This window comes from Xanthomonas sacchari (assembly GCF_024266585.1).
Taxonomy (GTDB): Bacteria; Pseudomonadota; Gammaproteobacteria; order Xanthomonadales; family Xanthomonadaceae; genus Xanthomonas_A; species Xanthomonas_A sacchari_C.
This window is the reverse complement of the sequence record NZ_CP100647.1, coordinates 4,581,127-4,606,942: the sequence shown is the minus strand read 5'-3', so window position 1 is coordinate 4,606,942 and position 25,816 is coordinate 4,581,127. Positions and strand designations below refer to the sequence as shown.

General features: G+C 71.0%; 21 protein-coding genes. 11 read left to right on the top strand and 10 right to left on the bottom strand.

Annotated elements, in window-relative coordinates; all coding sequences use genetic code 11:
* Nucleotides 1-195: 195 nt before the first annotated feature.
* Nucleotides 196-555 carry a hypothetical protein gene (locus NKJ47_RS19410; protein ID WP_254459363.1) on the bottom strand — a complete coding sequence of 120 codons (360 nt, stop codon included), beginning with the start codon at nucleotides 553-555 and terminating at the stop codon, nucleotides 196-198.
* Between the two features lie 302 nt (nucleotides 556-857).
* Here NKJ47_RS19410 and NKJ47_RS19405 point away from each other — a divergent pair, with 302 nt between their 5' ends.
* Complete coding sequence (locus tag NKJ47_RS19405) at nucleotides 858-1,757, top strand: AraC family transcriptional regulator (protein ID WP_254459362.1); 900 nt, start codon at nucleotides 858-860, stop codon at nucleotides 1,755-1,757.
* 133 nt (nucleotides 1,758-1,890) lie between these two features.
* Here the strand turns inward: NKJ47_RS19405 and NKJ47_RS19400 are convergent, their stop codons facing one another.
* From NKJ47_RS19400 to NKJ47_RS19390, 3 genes are all read right to left on the bottom strand, one after another.
* The gene (locus NKJ47_RS19400; protein ID WP_254459361.1) at nucleotides 1,891-2,859 is read right to left on the bottom strand and encodes an IS110 family transposase; all 969 of its coding nucleotides are present in this window, start codon (nucleotides 2,857-2,859) and stop codon (nucleotides 1,891-1,893) included.
* Between the two features lie 405 nt (nucleotides 2,860-3,264).
* Entirely contained in the window at nucleotides 3,265-3,738 is a 474-nt protein-coding gene (locus tag NKJ47_RS19395; RefSeq protein ID WP_254459360.1) for a DUF4410 domain-containing protein, read from the bottom strand.
* Nucleotides 3,739-3,825: 87 nt separating this feature from the next.
* Entirely contained in the window at nucleotides 3,826-4,611 is a 786-nt protein-coding gene (locus NKJ47_RS19390; RefSeq protein WP_254459359.1) for a transporter substrate-binding domain-containing protein, read from the bottom strand.
* Between the two features lie 320 nt (nucleotides 4,612-4,931).
* Between NKJ47_RS19390 and NKJ47_RS19385 the strand changes: the two genes are divergently transcribed.
* Complete coding sequence (locus tag NKJ47_RS19385; RefSeq protein WP_429002553.1) at nucleotides 4,932-5,867, top strand: hypothetical protein; 936 nt, start codon at nucleotides 4,932-4,934, stop codon at nucleotides 5,865-5,867.
* A gap of 480 nt (nucleotides 5,868-6,347) precedes the next feature.
* Complete coding sequence (locus NKJ47_RS19380; RefSeq protein WP_254459357.1) at nucleotides 6,348-7,121, top strand: lytic transglycosylase domain-containing protein; 774 nt, start codon at nucleotides 6,348-6,350, stop codon at nucleotides 7,119-7,121.
* Nucleotides 7,122-7,194: 73 nt separating this feature from the next.
* Here the strand turns inward: NKJ47_RS19380 and treA are convergent, their stop codons facing one another.
* The 5 genes from treA to NKJ47_RS19355 form a co-directional block, all read right to left on the bottom strand.
* Nucleotides 7,195-8,889: an alpha,alpha-trehalase TreA gene (treA, locus tag NKJ47_RS19375; protein ID WP_254459356.1), complete on the bottom strand. Its 1,695-nt coding sequence runs from the start codon at nucleotides 8,887-8,889 to the stop codon at nucleotides 7,195-7,197.
* A gap of 318 nt (nucleotides 8,890-9,207) precedes the next feature.
* Nucleotides 9,208-10,125: a GAF domain-containing protein gene (locus NKJ47_RS19370; protein ID WP_254459355.1), complete on the bottom strand. Its 918-nt coding sequence runs from the start codon at nucleotides 10,123-10,125 to the stop codon at nucleotides 9,208-9,210.
* A gap of 174 nt (nucleotides 10,126-10,299) precedes the next feature.
* Nucleotides 10,300-13,173: a M16 family metallopeptidase gene (locus NKJ47_RS19365; protein ID WP_254459354.1), complete on the bottom strand. Its 2,874-nt coding sequence runs from the start codon at nucleotides 13,171-13,173 to the stop codon at nucleotides 10,300-10,302.
* 163 nt (nucleotides 13,174-13,336) lie between these two features.
* Nucleotides 13,337-14,788, bottom strand: a complete 1,452-nt coding sequence (locus NKJ47_RS19360) for a cellulase family glycosylhydrolase (protein WP_254459353.1) — start codon at nucleotides 14,786-14,788, stop codon at nucleotides 13,337-13,339.
* A gap of 269 nt (nucleotides 14,789-15,057) precedes the next feature.
* Nucleotides 15,058-16,515, bottom strand: coding sequence for a cellulase family glycosylhydrolase (locus NKJ47_RS19355; protein ID WP_254459352.1), 1,458 nt, complete (start codon nucleotides 16,513-16,515; stop codon nucleotides 15,058-15,060).
* Nucleotides 16,516-16,827: 312 nt separating this feature from the next.
* Between NKJ47_RS19355 and NKJ47_RS19350 the strand changes: the two genes are divergently transcribed.
* Nucleotides 16,828-18,501: a M28 family metallopeptidase gene (locus NKJ47_RS19350; RefSeq protein WP_254459351.1), complete on the top strand. Its 1,674-nt coding sequence runs from the start codon at nucleotides 16,828-16,830 to the stop codon at nucleotides 18,499-18,501.
* Nucleotides 18,498-19,046, top strand: coding sequence for a hypothetical protein (locus NKJ47_RS19345; protein ID WP_254459350.1), 549 nt, complete (start codon nucleotides 18,498-18,500; stop codon nucleotides 19,044-19,046). The genes NKJ47_RS19350 and NKJ47_RS19345 overlap by 4 nt, the downstream gene beginning before the upstream one ends.
* Nucleotides 19,047-19,059: 13 nt before the next feature.
* On the opposite strand, the gene NKJ47_RS19340 is transcribed toward NKJ47_RS19345, so the two are convergent.
* Nucleotides 19,060-20,652: an APC family permease gene (locus tag NKJ47_RS19340; protein WP_254459349.1), complete on the bottom strand. Its 1,593-nt coding sequence runs from the start codon at nucleotides 20,650-20,652 to the stop codon at nucleotides 19,060-19,062.
* 249 nt (nucleotides 20,653-20,901) lie between these two features.
* Between NKJ47_RS19340 and NKJ47_RS19335 the strand changes: the two genes are divergently transcribed.
* From NKJ47_RS19335 to NKJ47_RS19310, 6 genes are all read left to right on the top strand, one after another.
* Nucleotides 20,902-21,324, top strand: a complete 423-nt coding sequence (locus NKJ47_RS19335; RefSeq protein ID WP_254459348.1) for a hypothetical protein — start codon at nucleotides 20,902-20,904, stop codon at nucleotides 21,322-21,324.
* Between the two features lie 10 nt (nucleotides 21,325-21,334).
* On the top strand, nucleotides 21,335-21,784 hold the full coding sequence (locus NKJ47_RS19330) for a type II 3-dehydroquinate dehydratase (protein ID WP_017908518.1): 450 nt from the start codon (nucleotides 21,335-21,337) through the stop codon (nucleotides 21,782-21,784).
* A complete protein-coding gene (locus NKJ47_RS19325) occupies nucleotides 21,765-21,983 on the top strand; it encodes a hypothetical protein (protein ID WP_152235729.1) in 219 nt (72 codons plus the stop codon). Before NKJ47_RS19330 ends, NKJ47_RS19325 begins: the two co-directional genes overlap by 20 nt.
* A gap of 277 nt (nucleotides 21,984-22,260) precedes the next feature.
* The gene (locus NKJ47_RS19320; RefSeq protein ID WP_254459347.1) at nucleotides 22,261-22,728 is read left to right on the top strand and encodes a lasso peptide biosynthesis B2 protein; all 468 of its coding nucleotides are present in this window, start codon (nucleotides 22,261-22,263) and stop codon (nucleotides 22,726-22,728) included.
* A complete protein-coding gene (locus NKJ47_RS19315) occupies nucleotides 22,725-24,476 on the top strand; it encodes an ABC transporter ATP-binding protein (RefSeq protein ID WP_254459346.1) in 1,752 nt (583 codons plus the stop codon). Before NKJ47_RS19320 ends, NKJ47_RS19315 begins: the two co-directional genes overlap by 4 nt.
* A gap of 70 nt (nucleotides 24,477-24,546) precedes the next feature.
* Nucleotides 24,547-25,734 carry a lipopolysaccharide biosynthesis protein gene (locus NKJ47_RS19310; protein WP_254459345.1) on the top strand — a complete coding sequence of 396 codons (1,188 nt, stop codon included), beginning with the start codon at nucleotides 24,547-24,549 and terminating at the stop codon, nucleotides 25,732-25,734.
* Nucleotides 25,735-25,816: the final 82 nt, after the last annotated feature.

Below are 25,816 nucleotides of genomic sequence, written 5' to 3'. Positions count from 1 at the left end.
GACCGCAGCGCTCGGACTGTCGTGTCTGTGGGCGGGCAGACGGTTGCGCTGCCGCTTCGTGTCCGGTCCCGCGTTGTCGGAGTTGCAGGCGAGTGCGATCGACACGCCACTGGCAACCGCGCACCGCGCAGGCCACTGCCTTCGGACTTGCCGCTGGCTATGCCAGGCGGCAGCAGGTGGCGCTGATCGCGCGGATCACGCGGCGAGGCTGTCGGCCTCCGTTGCGAGCTCCGTCCCGTCGTGCTCCTCGCCGCTGACGTGCTGCACCGCGGCGATGTCCCACGATACCGTGTCCGGATCGATCAGCGCGTGGATCGCGGCGCCCTGCAGTTCGCGCATCAGCCGTCGCGCCGACGCGGTGCCATGCGCGACGCTGTCCCACAGCACCATGTCGACCACGCTGCCGTCGCGGCGGCGGGCGATGCGCCGCGAGCGGAAGCCGGGCTGGCGCTGCAGCCAGGCGTCGACCTCGGCGTTGGCGCGCAGGAAGGTGCGCCAGGTGCAGTCGTGCAGGCGGAAGGTGGCGATTTCCAGGGCTTCGGTATGGGGATGCATCGGTCTCTCCTGCGGTCTGCGTCGCCCGCATGACACGCTGACGGCGACGCGGCAGCGCGACGGCGGGCATGGGGGAAGGGACAGGGCCGTACGGCCGGAACAGGCGGGCGGGGGCGGGCGTTCCGGGACGGCGCCGGGATGGGAACCGGCCGACACAGCATGCTGGCGCGCGCCGCGGGCGCGTTAGCGCGATCCAACGGAATTCTTGTACGATCCTGCAAGCCGCGTCGCGCCGTGGTCCGTGCCGGCGCAGCATCGTGCAAGCTTCCCTTCCTCCTCCGCATGCTACGGCGCCCTTGCCGATGACCGCGCTCGCCCACCGTTACCAGGAGATGGCCGCCCTGGTTGCCCGATTGGCCACTCCCGATGGCGACCACGAGACCGCCATCGAGGGCTTCTTCTGTTCCTACCGCTCCGCGCCGTCGCCGAAGATGCACACCGCGCAATGGCCGTGCTTCGCGCTGATGCTGCAGGGCGAGAAGTGCCTGACCCTGGGCAGCGAGGAATACCGCTACGGCGTCGGCACCTATCTGCTGGTGACGCTGGATCTGCCGGTGGTCTCGCGCATCACCCAGGCCAGCCCGGAGCAGCCGCTGCTGGGCGTGGGCATGTCGATCCGGCCGGACCGGCTGCGCGAACTGCTCGAGCGGATTCCGTTGCCGCCGCAGGTCGGTGCCGAGCGCCCGCGCGGGGTCTCGGTCAACACCGCTTGCCCGGACCTGCTGGATGCCACGCTGCGCATGCTGCGGCTGCTGGAACGCCCGGCCGACATCGCGGCGATGGCGCCGCTGATCGAGCAGGAGATCCTGTACCGCCTGTTGGTGGGTCCGTGCGGGCCGAACCTGCTGCGCATCGCGCAGGAGGACAGCCCCAGCAACCGCATCGCCAAGGCCATCGCCTGGCTGCGCCAGCACTACGCCGAGCCGCTGCGGATCGAGGATCTGGCGCGCCAGGTCAACATGAGCGTGTCCTCGCTGCACCACCATTTCAGCGCCGTCGCGGCGATGACGCCGCTGCAGTACCAGAAGCAGTTGCGCCTGCGCGAGGCGCGGCGGCTGATGGTGGTCGAACGCATGGACGTGGGCGCGGCCGGCTACCGTGTCGGCTACCAGAGCCCGTCGCAGTTCAGTCGCGAATACAGCCGGCTGTACGGGCGTTCGCCGCGCAGCGACCTGGCCGAACAGCTCGGCCTGGCCGGCTGAGCGGCGCCGGCGCTGCGCGCGCTGCGTTGGCCGCATTGCGTAGCTGCGGTGCCGGCCGTGGTGCTGCTCGTTCGACGGCAGGGCACCTCGAATCGCTCCGGGATGCGTCCCGTAGATACCGTCTTACCCCCTATCAGGCAAGTCCCCTTTTCGGATCGAACGCCGTGCCCGATTTGAGAACCCCGTAGGCCAGGTGCAGGAGCTTGCGCATGGCCGCGCACACGATCTGCTTGCCGGCTTTGCCGCGTTCGCTCAGCCGCTGTTTCAGCGTCCGGATGATCGGGTTGTGGGTCATGGCCACCAGGGCCGGCATGAACAGGCCCGCGCGCAGGCGGGGCGAGCCGGTGCGCGAGATGCAGACGTGGCCTTTGCGGTCGCCCGACTCCTGCAGGCACGGATTCAGGCCCGCGAAGGCGGTCACCGCCGAAGCATTGGCCAAGCGCCTCACATCGCCAAGCTCGGCCAGCATCAAGGCCGCGCTGGTGTTGGCAATCCCCTGGATGCTCACCAGCAGCTCGCGCTGCCCACGCAAGGTCGGATCCTGGTCGATATGGTCATCGATGGCCTGCTCGATCTGGGCGATGTGGTGTTGCAGATCGGCCAGATGGACCTGGATCGAGTCCTTCACCTGGGCCGGAGCGACGTCCAGCCGGTTGCGCTCCATCTGCAGCATCTGTTGCAGATCCTGGCGCCGGCGCACCAGCGCTTTGAGCTGCTTGAGCGCCGGCGGATCAGGGGACCAACGGCGTAACTGCTCGCGGTGACGCAGGGCATAACTGGCGATCAGCTTGGCATCGCTGCGATCGGTCTTGACCCGACTGAGTTGGCTGCGTGCGTACGCGGCCGTCTGCGCCGGGTTGAGCACACACACCCGATAGCCTCGTGCGTGGAGGAACTCGGCCAGCGCCTGGTGGTAGGTGCCGGTGGCCTCCATGGCGATCCAGCTATCGGGCTGCGCATGCGTCTGCAGCCATGCCTGCAGAGCCTGAAAGCCCTTGGCATCGTTGGACAACTTGGCCTTGGTACGGTGCTTGCCATTGGTCAGATCGATGGCCACATCGAAACTGCGTTTGGCGACGTCGATGCCGATGACGGGAGACATACGCGATTCCTCCATCGTGTCAGGGTCATGATCGGCGCTGAGCCCGGTCCTGCCTTGTCGATGCGAGTTCACGCCCGGGGGGCGGACTCTGGATACCGTTCGGACGCACAAGGGCCAGCATGTGGAGGGCGGAGCCGATCTACGATGCAAGCTCGAAGCTTTAGGAGCGACTGGACCTCCCACACCTCCTCCGATGATCAGTCGGAAGACATGACGCCTGTTTAGGGGCGACATGTCCAGATACAAGGAGCGGCTTCAGCCGCGACCGGGCGTTCCCGGTGAAGCCCGTCGCGGCTGAAGCCGCTCCTGCAGGGCAAGCAGGTTGTTCGAGGTGCGCTACAGGCCGCGCGGTGGCGCGCCTCGGTGTCCGTGCAGGACCGGGGCGGTCCTGCACGGGCGGCAAGACTACTGCAGTTGCTTGAGCCGCTCGACGATCTCTTCGGCGTGGCGCTCGATCAGGCCTTCGGAGGTGCCCCAGGCGGTGCTGTTGGTCGATTCCACGTCGAACTGCGCGGCGGTCTTGCCGTTGGCGTCGGCGATGTCGACCCGGCTCTTGATCTTGTCGCGCCCGGCCATGATGCCGGCCCAGAAGCGCGCGCCGTTGCTGCGCATGTAGTAGTGGTCGATGACGATGGTCATCTTGCGCGCGTTGGCCTGGCCCTGCGCGCTGTGCAGGTGCGCCGCGTCCAGCTGCGCGTCGAGCTGGCGCCGGAACATGGCCAGGCTCTCGGCGTCGGTATCGGCGTTGCCGGTGAGCTGGTACCAGTAGGTTTCGGCGGTGGTCGCCTTGTAGCTCTGGTGCACCACGCTGTTGGTCGCGCAGCCGGTTGCCAGCAACATCACGCTCGCCAGCGCGAGCGTTTTCCATTGCAGTTTCATGCTCTCTCCTTGTCGATATCCCCAGGTGCCGGGACGAACGCCGCCGGCTGCGGCAGCATAGCGGCTGTGCGTGGGCCGGCGGGAGGTCTACGGCGTCGGTTCCGCCTCGCCCAGCCACGCGGCCACGACCCGCGCATAGGCGCCGCTGGCCTTGCTCAGGTGCAGCCATTGGTCGACGTAGGCCTTCCAGGCCACATCGTCGCGCGGCAGCAGGAACGCCTTTTCGCTGTACTGCAGCGGTTGCTTTGGCGCCACCGCGCACAGGCCGGGCACCTGGCGCTGCTGGAAGCGCGCTTCGGAGGCGTCGGTGATCATGACGTCGGCGCGGCCCTCGCGCAGGTCGCGGAAGATGGCCGGGTTGTCGTCGGACAGGATCAGCTGCGCATGCGGCAGTTCGCGTCGGGCGAAGGCCTCGTTGGTGCCGCCGCGCGGTTCGATCACCCGCACCTCGGGGCGGTCGATCCGGGCGATGTCGCGGTAGCGCGCGCGGTCGGCGCAGCGCACCAGTGGAATCTTGCCGTCGACCTCCAGCACCGCACTGAACCAGGCCTGGCGCTGCCGCGGCAGCGACACCGAGATGCCGCCGACGGCGATGTCGCAGCGGTCGGCGCGCAGGTCCGGCAGCAGCGTCGGCCAGCGCGTGGGCACCCACTGCAGCTTCACCTCCAGGCTGTCGGCCAGCGATTGCGCCAGGGCGATGTCGATGCCTTCGTAGCTGCCGTCGGCGCGCAGCCGGCTGTAGGGCGCGTAGTCGCCGGTGGTGCACACGCGCAGCGCGCCGCGTTGCAGCACGCTGTCCAGGTGCGAGGGCGCGGCGTGCGCGGGCAGCGCCAGGGCGGCGCCGAGCAGGCCGGCGGCCAGGCGTCGGGTCATGCGGTTCTCCTGCGGCAGGGCGGGCATCGGTGCCCGCTGGCTGTACGCCGGCTGTCGCGCCGGCGGGGCGCGTCACCTTAGCCGTTTTCCGCATGTGCGGGCGCAATCCCTGGCACGACAAGGCCTTGCACGCACGCCGCGGCCGCAGGTGGCGCCGTGTGGCGGATGGCGGCACGCGCCGGTAACGGAACTCACAGCACGCTGTACCGGTCCGTTCCCCGCACTCGTCACCGCCGCCTGCCCATGGATCCCCCACCGTCGTGACCGCCCGCCCCGCGCAAGACCGTTGGCTGCAGCTATGGGCGGCACTGGCGACCGTGATGATCCTGGCCTTGCTGGGGCGCCTGCTGTGGGGCGCGCCGTCGGCGCCGCCGCGGGCGGCGGCCGAGGATGCGCTGCGCCTGGTGTTCCTGCCGCGACAGCCGGCACGCCGTGCGCCGGTCCCGCCGCAGGCGGCCGCGCGCGCGCACTCGCCCGCCGCGCACATGGCCGCCGCGGCGCGGCAAGCGCGCGCCGCCGCCGCCGCGCTGCCGTCCTCGGCGACGCCGACCGCGCCCGTCGCGGCCGCGGCCACGACGGGCATGGCGGCGACGCTCTATACCGGCGATGGCCATCCGCGCCTGCCGGACGGGGTGGCGGTGGATCCGTTCGCGCAGGCGCAGGGCACGCCGCCAGGGACGCTCAATCCGCGCGACGTCGCCAAGTCCAAGCGCCTGCTCGAACGGCCCAACCCGATCGACTACCGGTCGACCCGTTTCGACAAGGACTGGGCCAGCGACGGCACCCTCGGCGATGTCGCCGTGCAGGGGATCGACGGGGCGATCAAGCAGCTGTTGCCCAAGAACACGCATCAGTCGGCCGTGGCGCGACCGCCGCCGGACGTGCGTTTCAACCCGGCGCTGCACGAACGCGCCAGCGACCTCGGCAGCGAGGCCACCGGCGACGCCTACAAGGCCGCGCCGATCGCGTTCGAAAAGGCCCCGGGGTTGGACGGCGAAGCCAGCCGGCGCATCCGCCAGCGCCTGGCCGAGCTGGAGCAACGCCGCGGCGCCTGCCCGGCGGCGCAGCGCGAGCGCCTGCTGGCGCCGGTGCGGGAGCACCTGGACGCGCTGTTGCACGTGGAAACCGCGATGGCCAAGGGCGCCGACCCGATCCGCGCACAGCAACTGCTGCCGCGCGAGGCCGACAGCGCCTACGACCTGGCGCGGCGTGCGCTGTGGTACGCCGATCAGAGGCTGGCGGCCTGCGCACCGTAGGTAAGCGTGCCGGTCGAAGGAGGCGCGCGATGGTAGTGGCCGCTTTAACCGCGAAACGCGGAGGAGGTGGGCTATTCGACCTTGGCAGCAGTCGGGACTGAAGTCCCTCCCACAGTGCACCCGGCCGGCGCGTCGCAAGTCCTCCAGGAACGGCATCAGGGCACCTCTAATGACGCCGGGACGCGTCCTGTAGGAGCGGCTTCAGCCGCGCCGAACGAAGGAGACGGGCTATCCGTTCTCGGAAGCAGTCGGGACTAAAGTCCCTCCCACAGTGCCCAGCCAGCGCATCGAAAGTCCTTGTGGGAGCGGCTTCAGCCGCGACGCGTGAAGTCTGGCGGCACCCACGGTTTCGGTCATGGGTCGCGGCTGAAGCCGCTCCTGCCACGGGGCGTGCCGAAAGCGTGCCGAACCACCGCTCGTCACTCGCCTCGACGCGCGCTGCGCGATGATGCGCGCCCGTCCCGTCCGCTGGTGTCGCCGATGCCGCTTGCCCGTGCCGCGCTGTGCCTGCTGCTGTGCTGCGGTGTGGTCGCCGGCGCGTCTGCGCGCACCGTGTATCGCTGCGTGCGCGAGGGCACGGTCAGCCTGGCCACCGCGCCGGAGCCGGGCTCGCGCTGCACGCCGAAGGAACTGGACGATGCGGCGATCGCCACGCCCAATCTGTGGGGCAACCTGGGCGTGTTCAGCGGCACCCTGTACGAGCGCGAGCAGGACGGGCAACTGGTCTACTCCACGCGCAACCTGCCGGGCTCGCGGCCCTACCTGCGCTTCACCGCCGTGACCCCGCCCGGCGAGAGCGCGCACCCTGGCCTGGGCAAGCTCGGGGCGCCGCAACTGCAGGCGCACACCAAGCAGTTCCGCGCCGCGGCGCGTGCCACCGGGGTGGACGAGCCGTGGCTGCGCGCGATCGCGCATGCCGAAAGCGGCTTCGACGCCGCCGCGGTCTCGCCCAAGGGTGCGCAAGGGGTGATGCAACTGCTGCCGGAGGTCGCCAAGGAATACGGCGTGCGCGATCCGTTCGCGGCCGACCAGTCGATCGCCGGCGGCGCACGCTACATGCGCGCGCTGCTGCGCCGCTACGCAGGCGACCGGGTGCTTGCCGCGGCGGCCTACAACGCCGGCATCGGCACGGTGGCGCGCTACGGCGGCGTGCCGCCGTACGCGGAGACCCGCGAGTACATCGACAAGGTGATGGCGCTGTACCAGCGCTACCGCGCCGCGATGGGAATCGCCGTGGAGACGCCGGCGCAGTAGCTGCGGCGCCTACCGCTGGCCATGACGCGTGTGCAGGCGGCCGCGGCGTGGCCGCGGTGCCGCCGGCGGCGGCTCAGAGCGCCAACGCCTCCTCTTCCGGTTCCGCCTGCACCTGGGCATGCGAGGGAGCCGGCGCCGCGACGGGCGCCGCGTACAGGTCCATCAGCAACAGGGTCACGCCGTTGGTCCAGCCGAAGCCGTCCTGCAGCGCGTACTCGCCGCCGCCGCCGCCCTTGGCCTGTGCGTCCACCGCGTACTTCTCCACCAGCTTGTGCTGCTGCGCGAACAGCGCCTGCACCCGCGCCAGGAAGCGGCTGCCGATGCGCTGCGCCAGCGCGTCCTGGCCGTAGCGGCGCAGGCCGTCCACGGCGATCCATTGCAGCGGTGCCCAGCCGTTGGGCTCGTCCCACTGCTGGCCGGTATGCAGGCGCGTGGTCGCCACCCCGCCCGGGCGCAGCAACTGCGCCTGCACGGTGTCGGCGCTGCGCTTGGCCCGCGCCGGCGAGGCGGCGCCGACGAACAGCGGGTACAGCGCCGCCGCGGTCACCTGCTCGCGCAGCCGCCGCTGCTGCCAGTCGTAGTCGGCGTAGTAGCCGGCGTCGCTCCACAGGTGCTTGTCGATGGCCGCCTTGCGCGCGCTGGCCAGGGCGGCATAGTCGGTGTCGCAGCCGGCCGCGTCGGGGTGCTTGGCGCAGGCCAGGGCCAGGGTGCTCTCCAGGTGGTAGAGCAGGCTGTTCAGGTCGACCGGGACGATGGCGGTGGTGCGGATGCTGGCCAGGGTCTTGCGGTCGCCGAGCCAGCGGCTGGAATAGTCCCAGCCGCTCTCGGCGCCGGCGCGCAGATCGCGGTACACCTCGGCGGCGGGGCGGTCCTTGGCCTCGGCGGCGGTGCGCACGTCGTGCAGCCAGGCTTCCGGGCGCGGTGTGTCGCGGGCGTCCCAGTAACGGTTGAGCAGGCTGCCGTCGGCCAGCCGCACCACATGCGCATGCGCACTGCCCGGGGCCAGGGTCTGCGCGCCTTCCATCCAGTACGCGTATTCCTTCTGCAACTGCGGCAGGTAGCGCGCGTAGGCGGCGTCGCCCTCGACCTTGGCCTGCAACTGCACCATGTGCGAGAAGAACGGCGGCTGCGAGCGGCTCAGGTAGTAGGTGCGGTTGCCGTTGGGGATGTGCCCGTAGCTGTCGATCAGGTAGGCGAAGTTGTCCAGCATCTGCCGGCTGCGCTCGTGCTCGCCGCTTTCCACCAGGCCGAGCATGGTGAAGTAGGAATCCCAGTAGTAGACCTCGCGGAAGCGCCCGCCCGGCACCACGTAGGGGTGCGGCAGCGACAGCAGGCTGCTGTAGGCCGGCACGTCGACCTGGCGGCGCACCAGCAGCGGCCACAGCGCGTCGATGTGCTCGCGCAGGCCGGTGTCCTGGCGGATCGCCTCGGTCTGCACCGGGCCGGATTCCTCGAAGTTGGCGGCGACGAAGCGGCGCAGGTCGAAGCCGGGCTGCTGGCGCTGCGCCAGATAGTCGGCGTTGATCAGCGCCGGGTCGCGCAGCGGCAACGCGTCGACGAAATGCTTCTGGTCGTCGAACAGTTCCTGCCGCTGCACCGCCTGGAACAGTTCCGGGTAGGCCAGGTCGGGCGTCTGCGGCGGCGGTGCCGGCGCGGTCAGCGTCGTCGCGGGCGCGGCCTCCGCCATGGCGGTATCGGCGGTGCCGAGCAACAGGCCGAGCGACAGGCTCAGCAGCGGGGTGCAGCAGGGAGGAGCGGCATGGCTCATGTCGGGTCCAGAGCAGGATGCGTGCGGCATGGTAAACGACCGAAGCGGGGGCGGGGGGGCGCGCGGCCGGACCCGGCTGCGCCGCCGCCGATCCCGTCCTGGCGGCCGCGCGCCGCCCGGCTCGCACCGGTGAAGGACCGCAACGCCCCGAAGCATGCAAGAACGGGGCCGCGGCTGCGGCGTGGGCTGCAGCGCGGGGCTGGCAGGGGGCGCGTTTCGCCTCCCGGATGGTCGGCACAGCACCCGCCCGGGTCGGGGCGGCGGGTCGTTCAGCGCGCCACCAGCGGCCGCGCGCGCAGGTCGGCGTCCGCCCGCGGGTCAGGGCGCCTGCGACCGCTGGCGGTCCTTTTCGGCGCTGAGCGCGGCTTCGGCGCGCAGGAACACCTGCCCGATCGGCTCGTCCGCCCGTTCGGCCTGGGCGTCGCCGACCAGCACGGTCAGCCCGAGCGCCTGCTGCCGCGCGGCGATCTCGCGCAGGCCGCGCAGCTTCTGCTCGGCATCGGCGCCATGCAGCATGACGATGAACTCGGCATGCTCGGTGGCGCGGTCGACGCTGTCGGCGCCGCCATCCTGCACATAGCTGGCCAGGGTCCGGTCGAGCTGCTGCAGGCTGCTGCCGAGCAGGCGTTCGCTCTGCCGCTCGGCCAGCGCGGCCAGTTCCTGCACTTCCAGGATCACCACCCGGTAACGGCCGTCGGCGCCGGCGCCGTGGGCGTCGGCGGCGTGCGGTTGCAGGATCGCCTCGCGCTCGCGTTGGAGGGCGTGGCGGCGTTCGTCGAGCAGGCGCATGGCGGTGCGCGCCAGCGCGCGCAGGCCCTCGCGCTGGGCGTCGGTGAGCTGGCGCGGCGCGGTGTCCAGTACGCACACGGTGCCCAGCGCGACGCCGTCCTCGGTGACCAGCGGCATGCCGGCATAGAAGCGCGCGCCGGTATCGCCGCGCACCACCTGCATGTCGGAAAAGCGCGGGTCGTCGGCGAGGTCGGTGACCTCGAGCATGCGGTCGGGATGGCGGATGGCGTGATCGCACACCGCCTGGCTGCGCGCGGTCTGCGGCGGCTCCAGGCCCAGCCGGGCCTTGAACCACTGCCGGTCGCGGTCCAGCAGCGACAGCAGGGCGATCGGCGTGTCGCACAGTGCGGCGGCGATCTGCACGATGTCCTGGTAGGCGGCCTCGGGCAGGCTGTCGACGATGCGGTAGCTGTCGAGGACACGCTGGCGCTGGGCTTCATCGGTCATGGGCGGCGTCGGGTCTGGCGCGGATCGCGAGGCGCAGCACCATACCGCAGGGCGTGGCGATGTCGCGTGGACACGCGCGCAAGCGTGACGCGGTGCACGCCGAAGGGCGGTGAGCCGCATCACGCGCCGCGCCGCGCTGCGATCGCCTCGCAGCGCGGCGCGGGTGTCGGCCGATCAGCGCTTGATCGGCTGGCCGTCGCTGTCCAGCACCTGCACCTCGCCCAGCTTCAGCGCGCGCACCGGCGCTTCGATCTGCTTGAGGTCGCCGACGATGACCCAGGTCATCGCCTGCGGCGCCACGATCTCCTTGATCGCCGCTTCCGCCGCCGGCTGGTCGACCGCTTCCAGGCGCGTCTTCAGCGTCTGCACGTAGTCGTCCGGGCGGCCGTACTGGACGATGCCTTCCATCGCGCCGAGCACCGCACCGGTGGTCTCGAAGCTGCCCGGCAGGGCGCGCACGCGCTGTTCCTTGATCTTGGCGATCTCGTCGACGGTCAGCGGCTTGTCGCCGACCACGGCCTTGGCTTCCTTGAGGATCTCGGCGGCCGATTCGGCGGTCTTGTCGGTCTGCACCGGAGCGAAGAACAGGAACGGGCGCTGGCCGATCGCGTCGATCATGAAGCTGTTGGCGCCGTAGGCCCAGCGCTTGTCCTCGCGCAGGTTCATGTTCAGCCGCGAGGTGAAGGTGCCGCCGAAGGCGCCGTTGGCCACGCCGATCGCCAGGTTGTTCGGCGCCTTGGTCGAGGGGGCCAGCAGGCCGGCCAGGATCAGCGATTGCGGGGCGTCGTCGCGATTGATCAGGAACACGCGCGGCTTGGGCTGCGCGGCCACCTGCGGCAGGGTCTTGGTCGGACGCTTGCCGGCCGGGGCCTGCCAGTCGCCGAACGCGGCATCCAGCTGCGGGATGATCTTGGCCAGGGTGGTGTCGCCGGCGACCAGGATGCGCACGTTGTCCGGACGCAGCCAGTTGTTCTGGAACGCGCTCAGGTCGCTGGCGGTCAGGCTCTTGATCGCCGCCTCGGTGCCGGTACCGGTGAGCGGCACGCCGTAGGGATGGGTCGGGCCGTACAGCAGCGGCGGCAGGGTGCGCAGCGCCAGGCCCTGCGGCTGGGTCTTCTCCTGCGCGATCGAGGCCAGCCACTGGCCGCGGATGCGCTCGATGTCGTCGGCCTTGAACGCGGGGTTGCGCACGATGTCGGCGAACAGCGCCAGCGACGGCGCCAGCTGGTCGTTGAGCGCATTGAGCGAGGCGTCGCAGCTGTCCAGTTCGCAGGACACGCTGGTCATCGCGCCCAGGCGCTGGCGGCGCTGCGCCACGTCCACCGAATCCAGGTTGCGGGTGCTTTCGTTCATCAGCGCCGCGGTGAAGTTGGCGGTGCCGAGCTTGCTGCCGCGGTCGGTCGCGTAGCCGGCATCGAACAGCAGCTGGATCTGCGTGACCGGGATGGTGTGGCGTTCGGCCAGCACCACCTCGATGCCGTTCTTCAGCTTGCCGCGCTGCAGCTGCGGGAAGCTCAGGCTCGGGAATTGGGTGGTCTCCGGCACGCCGGCGGCGCGGTCCACCTGGGTCTTGCCGACGCTGTAGTTGCCCTTCGCCGGCAGCTTCGGCGCGGGCTTGCCCGGGGCCGCCGGCAGCGGCTTGACCGCCTTGTCCTCGGCTGCCGGGTCGAAGCCCGCCGGCGCCGGCAGCACGGTCAGCAGGTAGTCGCCCTTGCCGAACCAGGTGTCGGCGGCCTTGCGCACGCTGGCGACGGTGGCGTCCTGCGCGCGCTCCAGGTCCTTCTTGTAGGCGCCCGGATCGTTGCGGTAGACCTGACCCTCGGCCAGCACGGTGGCCTTGCCGCCGAAGCCGCCGACCTTCTCCAGGCCGCGCACGAAGCCGGCGCGGTAGCCGATCTGCGCGCGCTGCAGTTCGTCGGCGGTGGGGCCTTCGGCCAGGAACTTCTGCAGTTCGTCGGCGATGGCGGCCTCGACCTTGGCCGGATCCACGCCTTCCTTCACGTCGGCGGTGATCTGCAGCTGGCTGGCCAGGGCGAAGGGCTGCAGGCCGGCGGAGACGTCGTCGGCCAGCTTGTCGCGGTAGACCAGGCGCTGGTACAGGCGGCTGGTCTTGCCGCCGCCGAGCACGGTGGTGGCCAGGTCCAGCAGCACCGCGTCGTCGGTGCCCAGCTGCGGTGCGACCCAGGTGCGGTAGATGCGCGGCTGCGCGACGTGGTCGTGCTGCACGCCGCGGGTCTGCTTGGCCAGCGGGGTGATCCACGGCTGCTGGCGCGGCACCGGGCGGCCGGCGGGGATGTCGCCGAAGTACTGCTCGGCCTTGGCCTTGGCCTGCGCCACGGTGATGTCGCCGGCCAGCACCAGGGTGGTGTTGGCGGCGCCGTAGTTGTCGTGGAACCACTGCTTGACGTCGTCCAGCGAGGCCGCGTCGAGGTCGGCCATCGAGCCGATGGTGTCGTGCTGGTAGGGATGGTTGGCCGGGAAGATGTTGGCCAGGATGTTTTCGTCGACGCGGCCGTAGGGGCGGTTCTGGCCCTGGCGCTTCTCGTTCTGGACCACGCCGCGCTGGGTGTCCAGTTCCTTCTGGCCGATCGCGCCGAGCAGGTGGCCCATGCGGTCGGACTCCATCCACAGCGCGGTGTCCAGCGCGGTGGTCGGCACGGTCTCGAAGTAGTTGGTGCGGTCGAACCAGGTGGTGCCGTTCATGTCGGTGGCGCCGACCTTCTCGAACGGCTGGAAGTAGGTGCCCTTGTGGTTCTCCGAGCCGGAGAACATCAGGTGCTCGAACAGGTGCGCGAAGCCGGTCTTGCCGGCCGGCTCGTCGCCCGAGCCGATGTGGTACCAGATGCTCACCGCCACCACCGGCGCCTTGTGGTCCTCGTGCACCACCACGGTCAGGCCGTTGGGCAGGGTGAAGCGGGTGTAGGCGATCTCCGGCGCGGTCGCCTGGCTCGGCGCGGCCGCGGCCAGGGCCGGCGGCGCGGCCACCAGGGCGGCGCCGGTGCCGAGGGTGAGGATGCTGGAGATCAACAGCGACAAGGGTCGGAGCATGGGCCGGGCCTGAGTGTGGGACAGTGCGCCAGCATAGAGGCGCGGCGGCGGCCGCGGGAACGTGACTGATGGCACACCGTGGGGCGTGCCGGGTGGGCGGCATGGCGCGCGGCCATTCCCGGGAAATGGCCGCGCGCGTGACGTCAGCGCCGCAGCGGAGCGCTCAGCGTGCGGCGCAGAAGCCGAACTCGGCGGTCGCGCCGGGGGCCAGGGTCTTGTTCCAGTCCACGCCGCTGGCGCTGAGGGTGGTGCCCGATTGGGTCCAGGTGGCGTTCCACAGGTTGCTGACGGTGCCGCTGATCGACAGGGTGGCGCTCCAGTCGCCGCTGCTGCCGCCGGTGTTGGTCACCTGCACGCGGTTGCAGTAGCCGGCGCTCCAGTCGCTGTCCACCAGCACCTTGGTGCTGAAGCTGCTGCCGGACGGCGGCGGCGTGGGCGTTCCGCCGCCACCGTTGTCACCGCCACCGCCACCGCCACCGCCAGCATTGCCGCTGCCGGCGCCGTCCCACAGCTGCTTCAGCAGGGTCACCTTGTCGGTGCGCACCGTGCTCCAGTCGTCGTTGAGGATGCCGCCGGTGTCGCCGCTGTTCGGGTTCCACGACCAGTAGAAGCCGCTGTGGATGCCCTTGCCGATCAGGTAGTCGACCAGCGCGTTCTGCCACTGCACGTCCAGCGGGTTGCCCTGGCCGTACTTGCCGCCGAACTCGCCCAGCAGCAGCGCATGGCCGGCCTGGACGAACCGGCCGAAGTGCTGCTCCCAGATCGCCGGCATGTTGGCCGGGAAGTTGGCCGCGCTGAAGTAGGACTGCATGGACACGTCCGGCCCGTATACGTGCGGGGCCAGCAGCAGGCGGTTGGCGGGGATGGCCAGCGGGGTGCAGGCCAGCGGCTCCAGGTTCTCGCCCCAGAAGTGCGCGGTGCCGCTGGAACAGGTCGACGTGTCGGCGATGCCCTCGACCACGATCAGCCAGTTCGGCGCCAGCTTCAGCACCGCCGCCGCCGCGCGTTCGGCGGCCTTGTTCCAGTCGGTGGCGGCGTTGCCGCTGCCCCAGGTGGCGGCGCCGTGCGGCTCGTTCTTCAGGTCCAGGCCGATCACCCCCGGGACCGACGCGTAGCGCTTGGCGACGAAGCTCAGATCGTCCAGCCATTGCTGTTCGCTGTAGCTGCCGGTGTACCAGAGTTCGGAGATGGCGTTGCAGTCCGGCGTGTGGTGGTCGAGCAGCACGTACATGCCGCGGCTGCTGAGTTCGTTGATCACCTTGTCGAGGATCTGCAGCGAGTTCAGGCCTTGCAGATCCGGGTTGCGGCTGTAGTCGATGCTGCCGGGCGACACCGCCCGCAGCGTCTGCGGGCAGAACGGCAGGCGCACGGCGTTGAAGCCCAGGCCCTGCATCTGCGTGATCATGTCCTTCCAGTTGCGCGCCCACAGGCCGTGCACGATGTGCTGGGAGGTTTCGAAACCGAACCAGTTGACGCCGCGCAGCTGCACCGCGTTGCCGGCGTCGTCCACCACCTTGCCCTGCTGGATGGCGTAGCTCCAGGCCGAGCCGCTGGCGAGCACGAGCGTCGCGGCCAGCAGGCAGCGGGTGAGGCGGGAATGCAGGGACCGATTCATCGCGTTGGCTCCGATGGCGGCCGGTGCGGAATGCGCCAGCCAAAGGGGGCGGATGCTGGCGGCCATGATCGGCAGTGGTGGCCGCGGCGATCGTGATCGCCATTTCAGAAGACGCGCTTGTCCACCGATTGCGTGCGGCAGGCGCGGCGCAGGCGCCGCCTTGGCCCGAGTTTGCGCGAGCGCGCGCGACAGAAACGCCAACGGCAGCGTCGCGGGACGCTGCCGTTGGCAGGGTCACGGCGCGAAGCGCGCCGTGCGCGGGTGCCGCCTCAGCGGGCCGCGCAGAACCCGAACTCGGCGGTGGCGCCGGGGGCCAGGGTCTTGTTCCAGTCCACGCCGCTGGCGCTGAGCGTGGTGCCCGACTGCGTCCAGGTGGCGTTCCACAGGTTGTTGACGGTGCCGCTGATGGACAGGGTGACCGCCCAGTTGCCGGTGGCGCTGCCGCTGTTGGTCACCTGCACGCGTTCGCAGTAGCCGGCGTTCCAGTCGCTGTCGACGATGATCTTGGTGCTGAAGCTGGCGCTGCCCGGGGCCGGCGTGGGCGTCGGGGTCGGCTCCGGCGTCGGCTCCGGGGTGGGCGACGGCGTCGGAGTGGGCGTCGGCGTGGTGCCGCTGGTGTCGCCCCACAGCCGCTTCAGCCCGACCATCTTCTCGGTGCGCACGGTGGTCCAGTCGTCGTCGAGCACGCCGCCGGTGTCGCGGCTGTTGGGGTTCCATGCCCAGTAGAAGCCGCTGCGGATGTTCTTCTTGATCAGGTAGTCGATCAGCGCCTTCTGCAGCACCGGATCCTGCGCCTGGTTGCGGCCTTCGTTGCCGCCGAACTCGCCGATCATCATGGCGTAGCCGCGCTGGGTCAGCTGGCCGAACTGGCGCTCCCAGATCGCCGGCATGTTGGCCGGGAAGCTGCCGTCGCCGAAGTAGGGCTGCCAGTTCACGTCTGGGCCATACACGTGCGGCGACAGCAGCAGGCGGTTGGCCGGCACGTTGAGCTTGGTGCAGGTCAGCGGTTCCAGGTTGCCGCCCCACCAGTAGCCGTAGCTGCTGGAGCAGGTCGGGTTGTCGGTGATGCCCTCGACCACGATCAGCCACTTCGGCGCCACCTTCAGCACCGCCGCCGAGGCGCGCTCGACCGCCTTGTTCCAGTCGGTCTTGAGGTTGCCGGTGCCCCAGGTGTTGCGCCCGTTCGGCTCGTTCTTCAGGTCGATGCCGATCACGCCCGGCACCGACGCGTAGCGCTTGGCCACGAACGTCAGGTCGCTGAGCCACTGCTGCTCGCTGTAGGAGTCGGTGTACCAGAGCTCGGAGATGCCCTGGCAATCGGGCGAGTGGTGGTCCAGCAGCACGTACATGCCGCGGCTGCTGAACTCGTTGACCACCTTGTCCAGCACCTGCAGCGAGCTCAGGCCCTGCAGGTCCGGGTTGCGGCCGTAGTCGATGCTGGTCGGGGCGACGCCGCGCAGGGTCTGCGGGCAGAACGGCAGGCGCACGGCGTTGAAGCCCAGGCCCTGCATCTGCGTGATCATGTCCTTCCAGTTGCGCGCCCACAGGCCGTGCACGGTGTGCGCGCTGCCTTCGAAGCCGAACCAGTTGACGCCGCGCAGCTGCACCGCGTTGCCGCGGTCGTCCACCACCGTGCCTTTGCTGACCGCGTAACTCCAGGCCGAACCGCTGGCGGCCAGCAGCGCGGCGGCCAGCGCGCAGCGGGTGATGCGGGTGAGGGGGGACATCGCCATTTCTGCAGGTCTCCGGAAGCGAGCCGGCCCCGCAGTCGGAGCGGCCCAGGATGAGGGTGGGGGCAACGGACTCCAGGCCCGGCTCGGGTGGAAGCCGGGGCGGGCACGCGGATCGGCGGGGGCCACCGGATCGGCTCGGCCCCGCGATACGCGAGCGCCGCATTAGAGCATGTTCAGCTTCATATTTGAGCGGTTTATCACAATAAATTTTTGCGACAGCGCACGCATGGGGGTCGTTCGACCCATCCCGGCCCGGTGTGGGCGCCGCTACACTCGGTCCTCTTTGTGTCTACCGAGGGGAACTCCGTGAAACACCCGACCGTGAGCCTGCTGGCCCTGGCGCTGTCCGGCGCCTGCCTGGCGGCGCCGCCGCCCGCACCGACCTTCGACACCCAGCGCCTGTCCAGCGACGTCAAGACGCTGGCCTCCGACGCCTACGAGGGCCGCGCCCCGGGCTCGGCGGGCGAGGAGAAGACCGTGGCCTACCTCAGCGCGCAGTTCCAGGCGGCCGGGCTGCAGCCCGGCGGCGACCTGCGCGACGGCAAGCGCCTGTGGACCCAGGCGGTGCCGCTGCGCCGCGCCGACATCGTCGGCACCCCGCAGCTGGCGATCGCCAGCGGCGACCAGCGCCAGGCCCTGACCCAGGGCCAGCAGATCGCCGTGCGCGCCGCGCTCGACGGCAGCAGCCAGGTGACCCTGGACGGCGCGCCGCTGGTGTTCGTCGGCTACGGCGTCAAGGCGCCCGAGCGCGGCTGGGACGACTTCAAGGGCGTGGACCTGAAGGGCAAGATCGCGGTGGTGCTGATCAACGATCCCGACTTCGAGACCGGCAAGGGCGCGTTCGACGGCAAGGGCATGACCTACTACGGCCGCTGGACCTACAAGTTCGAAGAGGGCGCGCGGCAGGGCGCGGCCGGCGTGCTGATCGTGCACGAGACCGCGCCGGCGTCCTACGGCTGGGCCACCGTCGCCAACTCCAACACCAACAGCATGTTCGACGTGGTCCGCGACGATCCCAAGGCCGTGCACCCGGAGCTGGAGGGCTGGATCCAGCGCGATCTGGCGGTGGAGCTGTTCAAGCGCGCCGGGCTGGATTTCGATGCGCTGAAGAAGCAGGCGCAGTCGCGCGACTTCAAGCCGGTGGAACTGAAGGGCGAGCGCCTGTACGCCGACTACGCGGTGAAGTCGGAAGTGATCACCTCGCACAACGTGGTCGCGCGGCTGCCCGGCAAGACCCGGCCGGACGAGACCCTCATCTACACCGCGCACTGGGATCACCTGGGCGTGGGCGCGCCCGACGCCAAGGGCGACCGCATCTTCAACGGCGCGCTGGACAACGCCAGCGGCGTCGCCGCGCTGCTGGAACTGGCCCGCGCCTTCGCCAAGGGGCCGGCGCCGCAGCGCTCGGTGGTGTTCATGGCGGTCACCGCCGAGGAGAAGGGCTTGCTCGGCTCGGAGTACTACGCCTCCAAGCCGCTGTATCCGCTGGCGCGCACGGTGGCGGTGATCAATATGGACGGCATGAGCCCGTTCGGGCCCTCGCGCGATTTCGGCATCTACGGCACCGCCAAGCTGGAACTGCTCGACGATCTCAAGCGCGTGGCCAAGGGCTGGGATCTGCGCTACACGCCCGATCCGAAGCCGGAAGCCGGCTACTTCTTCCGCTCCGACCACTTCTCCTTCGCCAAGCGCGGCGTGCCGGCGCTGTCCTTCGCCGCCGGCCAGGACTGGGTGGACGGCGGCGTGGCGGCCGGCAAGGCGGCCTCGGACGACTACACCGCCAAGCGCTACCACCAGCCCGGCGACGAATGGCAGCCGAACTGGACCTTCGCCGGTGCCGCGCGCGACATGCAGGTGCTGTATACGCTGGGCGAGGAACTGGCCAATTCGACGCAGTGGCCGAACTGGAGCCGCGACTCCGAGTTCCGCGCCACCCGCGACGCCAGCGCCACGCAGCGCCAAGCCGCGTCCGCCAAGTGAGCCACGGCCCGTTGCCGCCTGCCTCGCAGGCGGCCTCGGACCCGCTGCCGAGCGCGCTCGCGGAAGGGGCCGATCCGGTCGAGGCGGACGCCGGCAACGATCCGCTGCCGCGCTGGCTGGTCGGCGTTGGCGTGGCGGTGGCGTTCCCGCTTGTCGGGCCGCCGCTGGGGACCGTGGTGGTCTGCCTGCCGATGATGGCGGTCGCGTCGATCTGGGGTGGTGCCCACTCCGGAGACCTTGGCGTCGGGCTGCTGTTGCTCCTGGGGATCGCGCTGTATTCCTACCTGTTCGGCGTTTTGCCGGCCTTGCTGACCGGTCTGGTCGCCGTCCGCGCCTGGCCGCGCCTGCGCGGCTGGCGCGCGCATCTGCGCATCGGCCTGGTCGGCGCGGGGTTCTCGGCGGCGTGCATCGGGGTGGCGATCGCGCTGCTCGACGGTTACGCAGGCATGGCGGCGATCGCCGGTGCGATAGGCCTGTGTGCGCTGGCCGGCTTCAGCGGCGCGACGCTGCTGTCGCGGGCGCTGGAAGCCTTGCGCCGCGGCTGAGCGCCGCCGCGGCTCAGGCGGCGCTGGCCTGCTGCAGCGACGGGGTGCGCCAGCCGGCGCGCACGCCCCAGAAGTAGAAGCCCAGCGCGACCACGCCGACCACCACCAGGTCCGGCCCGTAGGACAGGTAGCCGTGGCCGCCGAAGGTGGTGCTGCCGGCCCATGACAGCAGGGCGATGGTCGGCAGGTAGGCGATCAGCCAGCTGGCGCCGCGCAGGTGCCGGCGGAAATCCTTCCAGCCGTCGCGCTGCTGGTAGTAGGCGTACACCGGCAAGGCCACCAGCATCAGCAGGATGATCTCGCCGGTCAGCGGCCAGCGCGCCCAGTACAGCAGTTCGGTGGCCAGCACGAAAGCCGCCGCGGCCAGCACCGGCAGGCCGGCGATGCGCAGCGGACGGTGCATGTCCGGCGCGTGCTTGCGCAGCGCCATCGCGCTGATCGGGCCGGTCAGGTAGGAAATGATGGTCGCCACCGAGATCACCGCCGCCAGCGTGCCCCAGCCGCGGAAGAAGAACAGGAACAGGTAGGACACCAGCAGGTTGAAGAACATCGCCGGGCGCGGCACGCCCCAGGTCGGATGCACCCGGCCCAGCACCTTGGGCATGGTGCCGTTGCGCTCCATGCCGTAGATCATCCGCGCGGTGGTGGCGGTGTAGGTGATGCCGGTGCCGCTGGGGCTGACGAAGGCGTCCACGTACAGCAGCATCGCCAGCCAGTGCAGGTTGACGATGATCGCCAGCTGCGCGAACGGCGAGCGGAAGTCGATACCGTGCCAGCCGGCCTTGGCCAGCAGGTCCGGGGGCACCGCGCCCAGGTAGGCGACCTGCAGCAGCACGTAGATCACCGTGGCCAGCGCGATCGAGCCGAGCACTGCGAACGGGATGCTGCGCCCGGGATTGCGCGCCTCGCCGGCCAGGTTCACCGGGCTCTGGAAGCCGTTGAAGCTGAACACGATGCCGGCGGTGGCCACCGCGGTGAGCACCGCGGCGAAGTCGATGGTGTGGCTGCCGCCGTGCAGGCCGACGCTGAAGTTCTCGCTGTGGAAGCCGCTGGCGATCAGCGCCACGCCGGTCAGCGCCGGCACCACCAGCTTGAACACGGTGATCAGGCTGTTGGAGCGCGCGAACAGCTTCACGCTCCAGAAGTTCAGCAGGAAGTACACCAGCACCAGCACCGCGGCGATGCACAGGCCGGGGACCGACAGCTCGCCGGCGCCGCCGGGCTGCTGCACGTACAGGTCCTGCGCCCACTGCCACGGCCAGGACGCCATGTACTGCACCGAGGCCTCGGCCTCCACCGGGATTACCGACACGATCGCGATCCAGTTGGCCCAGCCGGCGATGAAGCCGACCAGCGAGCCGTGCGAATAGTGGCTGTAGCGGACCATGCCGCCGGACTCGGGGAACATCGCGCCCAGTTCGGCATAGGCCAGGGCGATGGTGGTGACGATCGCCGCGCCCAGCACCCAGGCCCAGATCGCGCCCGGGCCGGCCAGCCCGGCGGCGCGCCAGGCGCCGAACAGCCAACCGGAGCCGATGATCGAGCCCAGGCCGGTCAGCATCAGGGCGAACGGGCCGACATCGCGGCGCAGGGCGGAGTGGGTCATGGGCGAGTCCGGGCGGCGGCGGGAAGCGGGGGATGATCGCATAAAGCCGGGAATCGGGATTGGGGAATGGGGAATCGGAAAAGCGGCGCACCGTTGGCCGAACCTTCCTGGCTTGCGCTCCTCGATTCTCCATTCCCGATTCCCGATTCCCCCTTACGCAAGCTTTACGCCCCAGGCCCACTTCTGCCATGGAACGCTTATGCGGCGCGCGCGCAGACTGCGCCCCGTCCTCTCCATTGGATGTGTTCCATGTCGATTCTGCTGATCCAGGGCCCGCATCGCGATGCGTCGGCCACCGCCGCGGCGCAGTGTCTGGCCGCGTCCCATGCCGCGCAGGTGGTCCCGGTGGCCTGCGCCGATGCCGCGCAGATCGTGGCGCGGCTGCGGCAAGGCGCGTGCGACGGCACCGAACTGGTGCTGCTGGATTCCGGCGAGTTGCCGGCGTCGGAGCTGGCCGATCACGGCGCGCAGCTGTGCGCGGCGCTGGAGGCGCTGGGCCACCCGTACATCGAGGTGCACGATGCCAGCGCGCAGGCGCTGGAGCCGCTGCTGCACCCGCGGCACGCGCCGTTGCTGACGGTGATCGCCAACGGCGCGCTCGCCGACAGCTACGCGATCGCCCTGGGCGTGGCGCAGCGCCGGCTCGGCGCGCGCGCGGCGCTGGCCAACTGAGGGCGCCGCCATGTCGATCCTGTTGCTCCGTGGTCCGGACTGCGTGGCCGGCCATCGCGGCCGCCCGGCGCGCATCGCTCCGCCGGTGATGCGGCAATTGCTCGCCCATGCCGGGCGCGCCGGCAAGACCCTGGCCGTGCGCGGCTGCGCCAGCGAGCGCGAACTGCTGCAGGCGCTGGCCCAGGCCGACCAGGCCGGCGTGGAGATGCTGCTGCTGGATCCGGGCGCGTGTTCGGACAGCGCCGTCACCGCCGACGCGGTGGCGCACCTGCGTCGGCCCTACGTGGAAGTGCACGACGATGCCAGCGATCGCCGCGAAGCCTGCCTGTGCGCCGCATCGGGGCAGCGCCTGGGCCAGGTCGGCGGCTACTGCGCGCAGGGCTACGCGCTGGCGCTGTCGATCGCGCTTGAACACCTGGGCTGCAACGGCTACGAAGGCGATGTCCACGTCGGCACCTGAGCGCGCGCGCCACTACCTGGCCGACTACGAGGCCTACAGCTTCGGCCAGCGCGTGGCCTGGGGCACCCTGGCCCACACCTGGGCCGAGCCGGCGCCGCTGGACCCGGAGCGGCTGCTGTGCCGCCTGCGCGCGCAGGCGGCGCAACGCCACGGCGTGGACAGCAGCGAGATCCGCATCCGCAGCGTGAGCCGGCTGTAGCGCAGGCCCCTCGCGCGCCACGGCGCCGGCGTGCCAGGCGCGGGACACATTTGCTAGGCTGGCGCGTCCGCGCTTGCGCCATGGCCGCTCGGCAACGCGCCGCGGCGTCGATTGCGCCGGTTCCCGCGGTCGTCCTCTCTGCGCAGGTATCGCCCATGTCCGTCGTGTCGCCGCTTCTGCGTTCGCGCCTGCCGACAGTACACCGCGTCGGTTCGGTGGGCGTCGCCGCGCAGGGCGCTGCTGTGCGCGCCGCGCGCCTGCGGCAGCGGGAAGATGCATGCCTGGCGGCCTGAGCGGCTTCCTGCGCCTGCCCCGGTTCGAACGCTGCCTGCTGCTGCCGGCCTGGGCGCTGTTGGGCGTGGCGCGTGCGGCGGTGCTGGCGCTGGGATTTCGCCGTCTGGCGCCATGGCTGGGACGCGCCGTGGCGGAGCCGCCGCCGGCGCCGACGCTGGACGCGCGCGCGCACCGCCGTGCCATCCAGATCGGGCGGACCTTGCGTCTGGCGGCGCGGCATACGCCGTGGCAGTCCAATTGCCTGGCGCAGGCGCTGAGCGCGCGTTGCCTGCTCGGCCTGTTCCGGGTGCCGCACATGCTGTGTTTCGGCGTGGCGCGGGCGTCGGGAACGGCGTCGCTGCAGGCGCATGCCTGGGTGCTGGCGGGGGCCGTGCGGGTCACCGGCGGTGGCGGCGTGGAACGCTTTGCCCGGGTCGGTTGCTTCGTGGTGCCGGCGGAGACGCGGCGATGACGGCATGGCGGGCCTTGTCGCGGCTGCTGGGATGGGCGCCGCGCGGTCGTCTGTTCGGCGTGTGCATGCTGATGCTGCTGGCCGGTGCCAGCGAAGGCATCGGCGTCTTGTTGCTGGTGCCCTTGCTCGGCGCGCTGCAGGGCGGGGAGGCGACCCGTGGCGGTCCGGTCGCGCATGCCGTCGGCGACGCCGTGGGCGCGCTCGGGTTGTCACCCGGTGCGCCGCTGCCGCTGCTGGCGCTGTTCTGCGCGCTGGTGCTGTTGCGCACTGCCATCCAGTACGCCCGCGAGCGCGCCGCCGCGCACTTGCAGCAGGACGTGGCCGAGCGCCTGCGCGAGGCCAGTTTCGCCGCATTGCTGGAGGCACAATGGCGCTGGCTGGTGGCCCAGCGCAGCAGCGACCATGCCAGCCTGATGTTGACCGAAGTGGAGCGGGTCGGGGTCGGGCTCGGCCATGCACTGCTCATGCTCGCATCCCTCGCCACGGCCGTCGTCTATCTGCTGGCGGCCTTCGTGTTGGCCGGGACGCTGGCGCTGGCGACGGTCGTCGCGGGTGCGCTGCTGCTGGTGCTGCTGCTCGGTCGCCGCCGCCGCGTGTTGCGGCTGGGAGGCGCGCTGACCCAGGCACGACAGCGCCTGCATGCCGGCCTGCACGACAGCCTGGCCGGACTGCGCCTGGCCAAGATCCTGGGGGCCGAGCCGCGTTATCGCGCTGTCGTGCAACGCGATGCGACGGCGGTGCGCGACCTGCAGGTGGGCTTCGCTTCGGGCCTGGCGCTGTCCAAGGCCCTGCTGCACAGTGCCGCCGCGGTCCTGCTGGCCGCTTACGTGCTGCTGGGTCTGCAGGTCTGGCATCTGCCGCTGACCGAGTTACTGATCCTGGTGGTGATGTTCGCGCGCTTGCTGCCATTGCTGAACGTGGTGCAGCAGCAGCACCAGTACTGGTTGCACACGGTGCCTGCGTTCCTGGAAGTGGAGCGGCAACTGGCGCAGGCGCGCGAGTGGTCCGAGCCGGCGCTGCCGCCGCGTGCCATCGACTGGCAGGTCCAGGTGCAGATCGCCTTGCGCGATGTGCAGGTGCGCTATGCCGGGCGCGAGGCGCCGGCCTTGCAGCAGATCTCGCTGGTCTTGCCGGCGCGCACCACCACCGCCATCGTCGGCGCCTCCGGCGCGGGCAAGAGTACGCTGGCCGATGTGCTGTGCGGTTTGCTTGGCCCGGACCAGGGCGCACTGGAGATCGACGGGGTGGCCCTGGATGCGCATGCGCGCCGCAGCTGGCGGCACGCGGTGGCGTACGTGTCGCAGGACACCTTCCTGTTCAACGACAGCATCCGCAACAACCTGCTGCTGGCCGCGCCGCACGCCGATGCGGCAGCGCTGCACCTGGCCCTGGAGCGGGCCTCGGCGCAGTTCGTGCACGCGCTGCCGCAGGGATGGGACACCGTGATCGGCGATCGCGGCACGCGCCTGTCCGGCGGCGAGCGGCAGCGCCTGGCGCTGGCGCGCGCGCTGTTGCAACGGCCGGCGTTGCTGATTCTGGACGAAGCCACCAGCGCGCTGGATCACGACAACGAAGCGCGCATCCGTGCCGCGATCGAGCGCTTGCACGGCGATCTGACCGTGGTGGTGATCGGTCATCGGCTCGCCTTGCTTGAACGCGCGGACCAGGTGGTGGTGCTCGAGCAGGGCCGGGTGCGTGCGCAAGGGCGCTGGCACGAGGTGGCCGCGGCATGGACCGGCGCGGCATGAGCGGCCACGCTGCCGGCCGCTGCGGATGAGCGGGCTCCGCCGGTCTGCCTGGCGCACGGGCGCCGGTGCGTTGTCCGCGCAATGGGGCGCGATCCTGTGCGTGGCGGCGGTCTCGCTGGGGCTGTCGGTGTGGCTGGCGCGCAGCATGCAACCGGACGGATTCGGCCGTTACGCCTATCTGCTCAACCTGGCGACCTTGCTGGCGCTGGCCCAGGATGCGGGCATGCGGACCCTGGTGCTGCGCGAGCGCGTGGCGCCCAGTGCGGCGCTGGCCGGGGCCGCGGCGGCGTTGCCGGGCCTGGCGCGCGGGCATCTGCTGCTGGCGACGCTGTCGCTGGTGGGCGCGGTGCTGCTGCTGCCGCGCGGCAGCGGCGATCCGGCATTGGGTTGGGCGGTGCTGTGCTTCGCCGCGGTGACCCTGTCGCAACTGGTCTCGGCGCAACTGAAGGGCGCCGGGCAGTGGCGCCGCGAGGCACGCTGGCAGGTCGGCGCCCGCGCGCTCAGCGCGCTGTCGATCGTCCTGGCGGTGCTGCTGCTGGGCGCCCGTCCCGAGGTGGTGTTCGCGGCCTGGACCGTGGGGCTGCTGCTGGCGTACGCGCTGCTGGGCCGGGACCTGCACGAGCGGCCGCGCTGGCGGCCGCAGGTTGCGGTGTATCGCGCCGCGGCCGGCTTCCTGTGGATCGATCTGGCGACCTGCCTGTATCGACGCAGCGACATCGTCATCCTGCACCGCGCGGTGTCGCCGGCCGAGGTCGGCCAGTATGCCGCGGCCTATCGCCTGTTCGATGGCGTGCTGTTGCTGGCTGCGCCGGTGGCGCTGCTGTTCTTCCGGCGCCTGCGCCTGACCCGTGCCGATCCCGCGGCCGCGCAGCGTCTGCAGCGCCGTAGCCTGGCCGCCGCGGCGCTGGCCGGTATCGTCCTGGCGATCGCCGGCGTCGCGCTCGGCAGCTGGGTGGTCGGGCTCCTGTACGGGCAGGCGTACCGGTCTACGGCCGGACCGCTGGTGGGGTGGCTGTTCGTCGCCTTCGTCTTCGTGTTGCCCAACTACGTGCTGACGCAAACGGCGATCGCGCTCGAGCGCCAGCGCGGCTACATGATCGGCGCCGGTCTGGCGGCCGCGACCAACCTGGCGCTCAACCTGCTGCTGACGCCGCACTACGGCGCGCGCGGCGCAGCGATGGCGACGATCGCCACCGAGGCGGTGCTGGCGGCGACGTTGTGGCTGGGACTGCGCCGCGGCTCGGCAGCGCAGGCCTGACGTGCGTGCGCATTGCCGCCATCGCGACCCGTGTGGCACAGTGCCTGCCCATCCAGCCGCAGGCCGACCGGGGAGGCCTTGC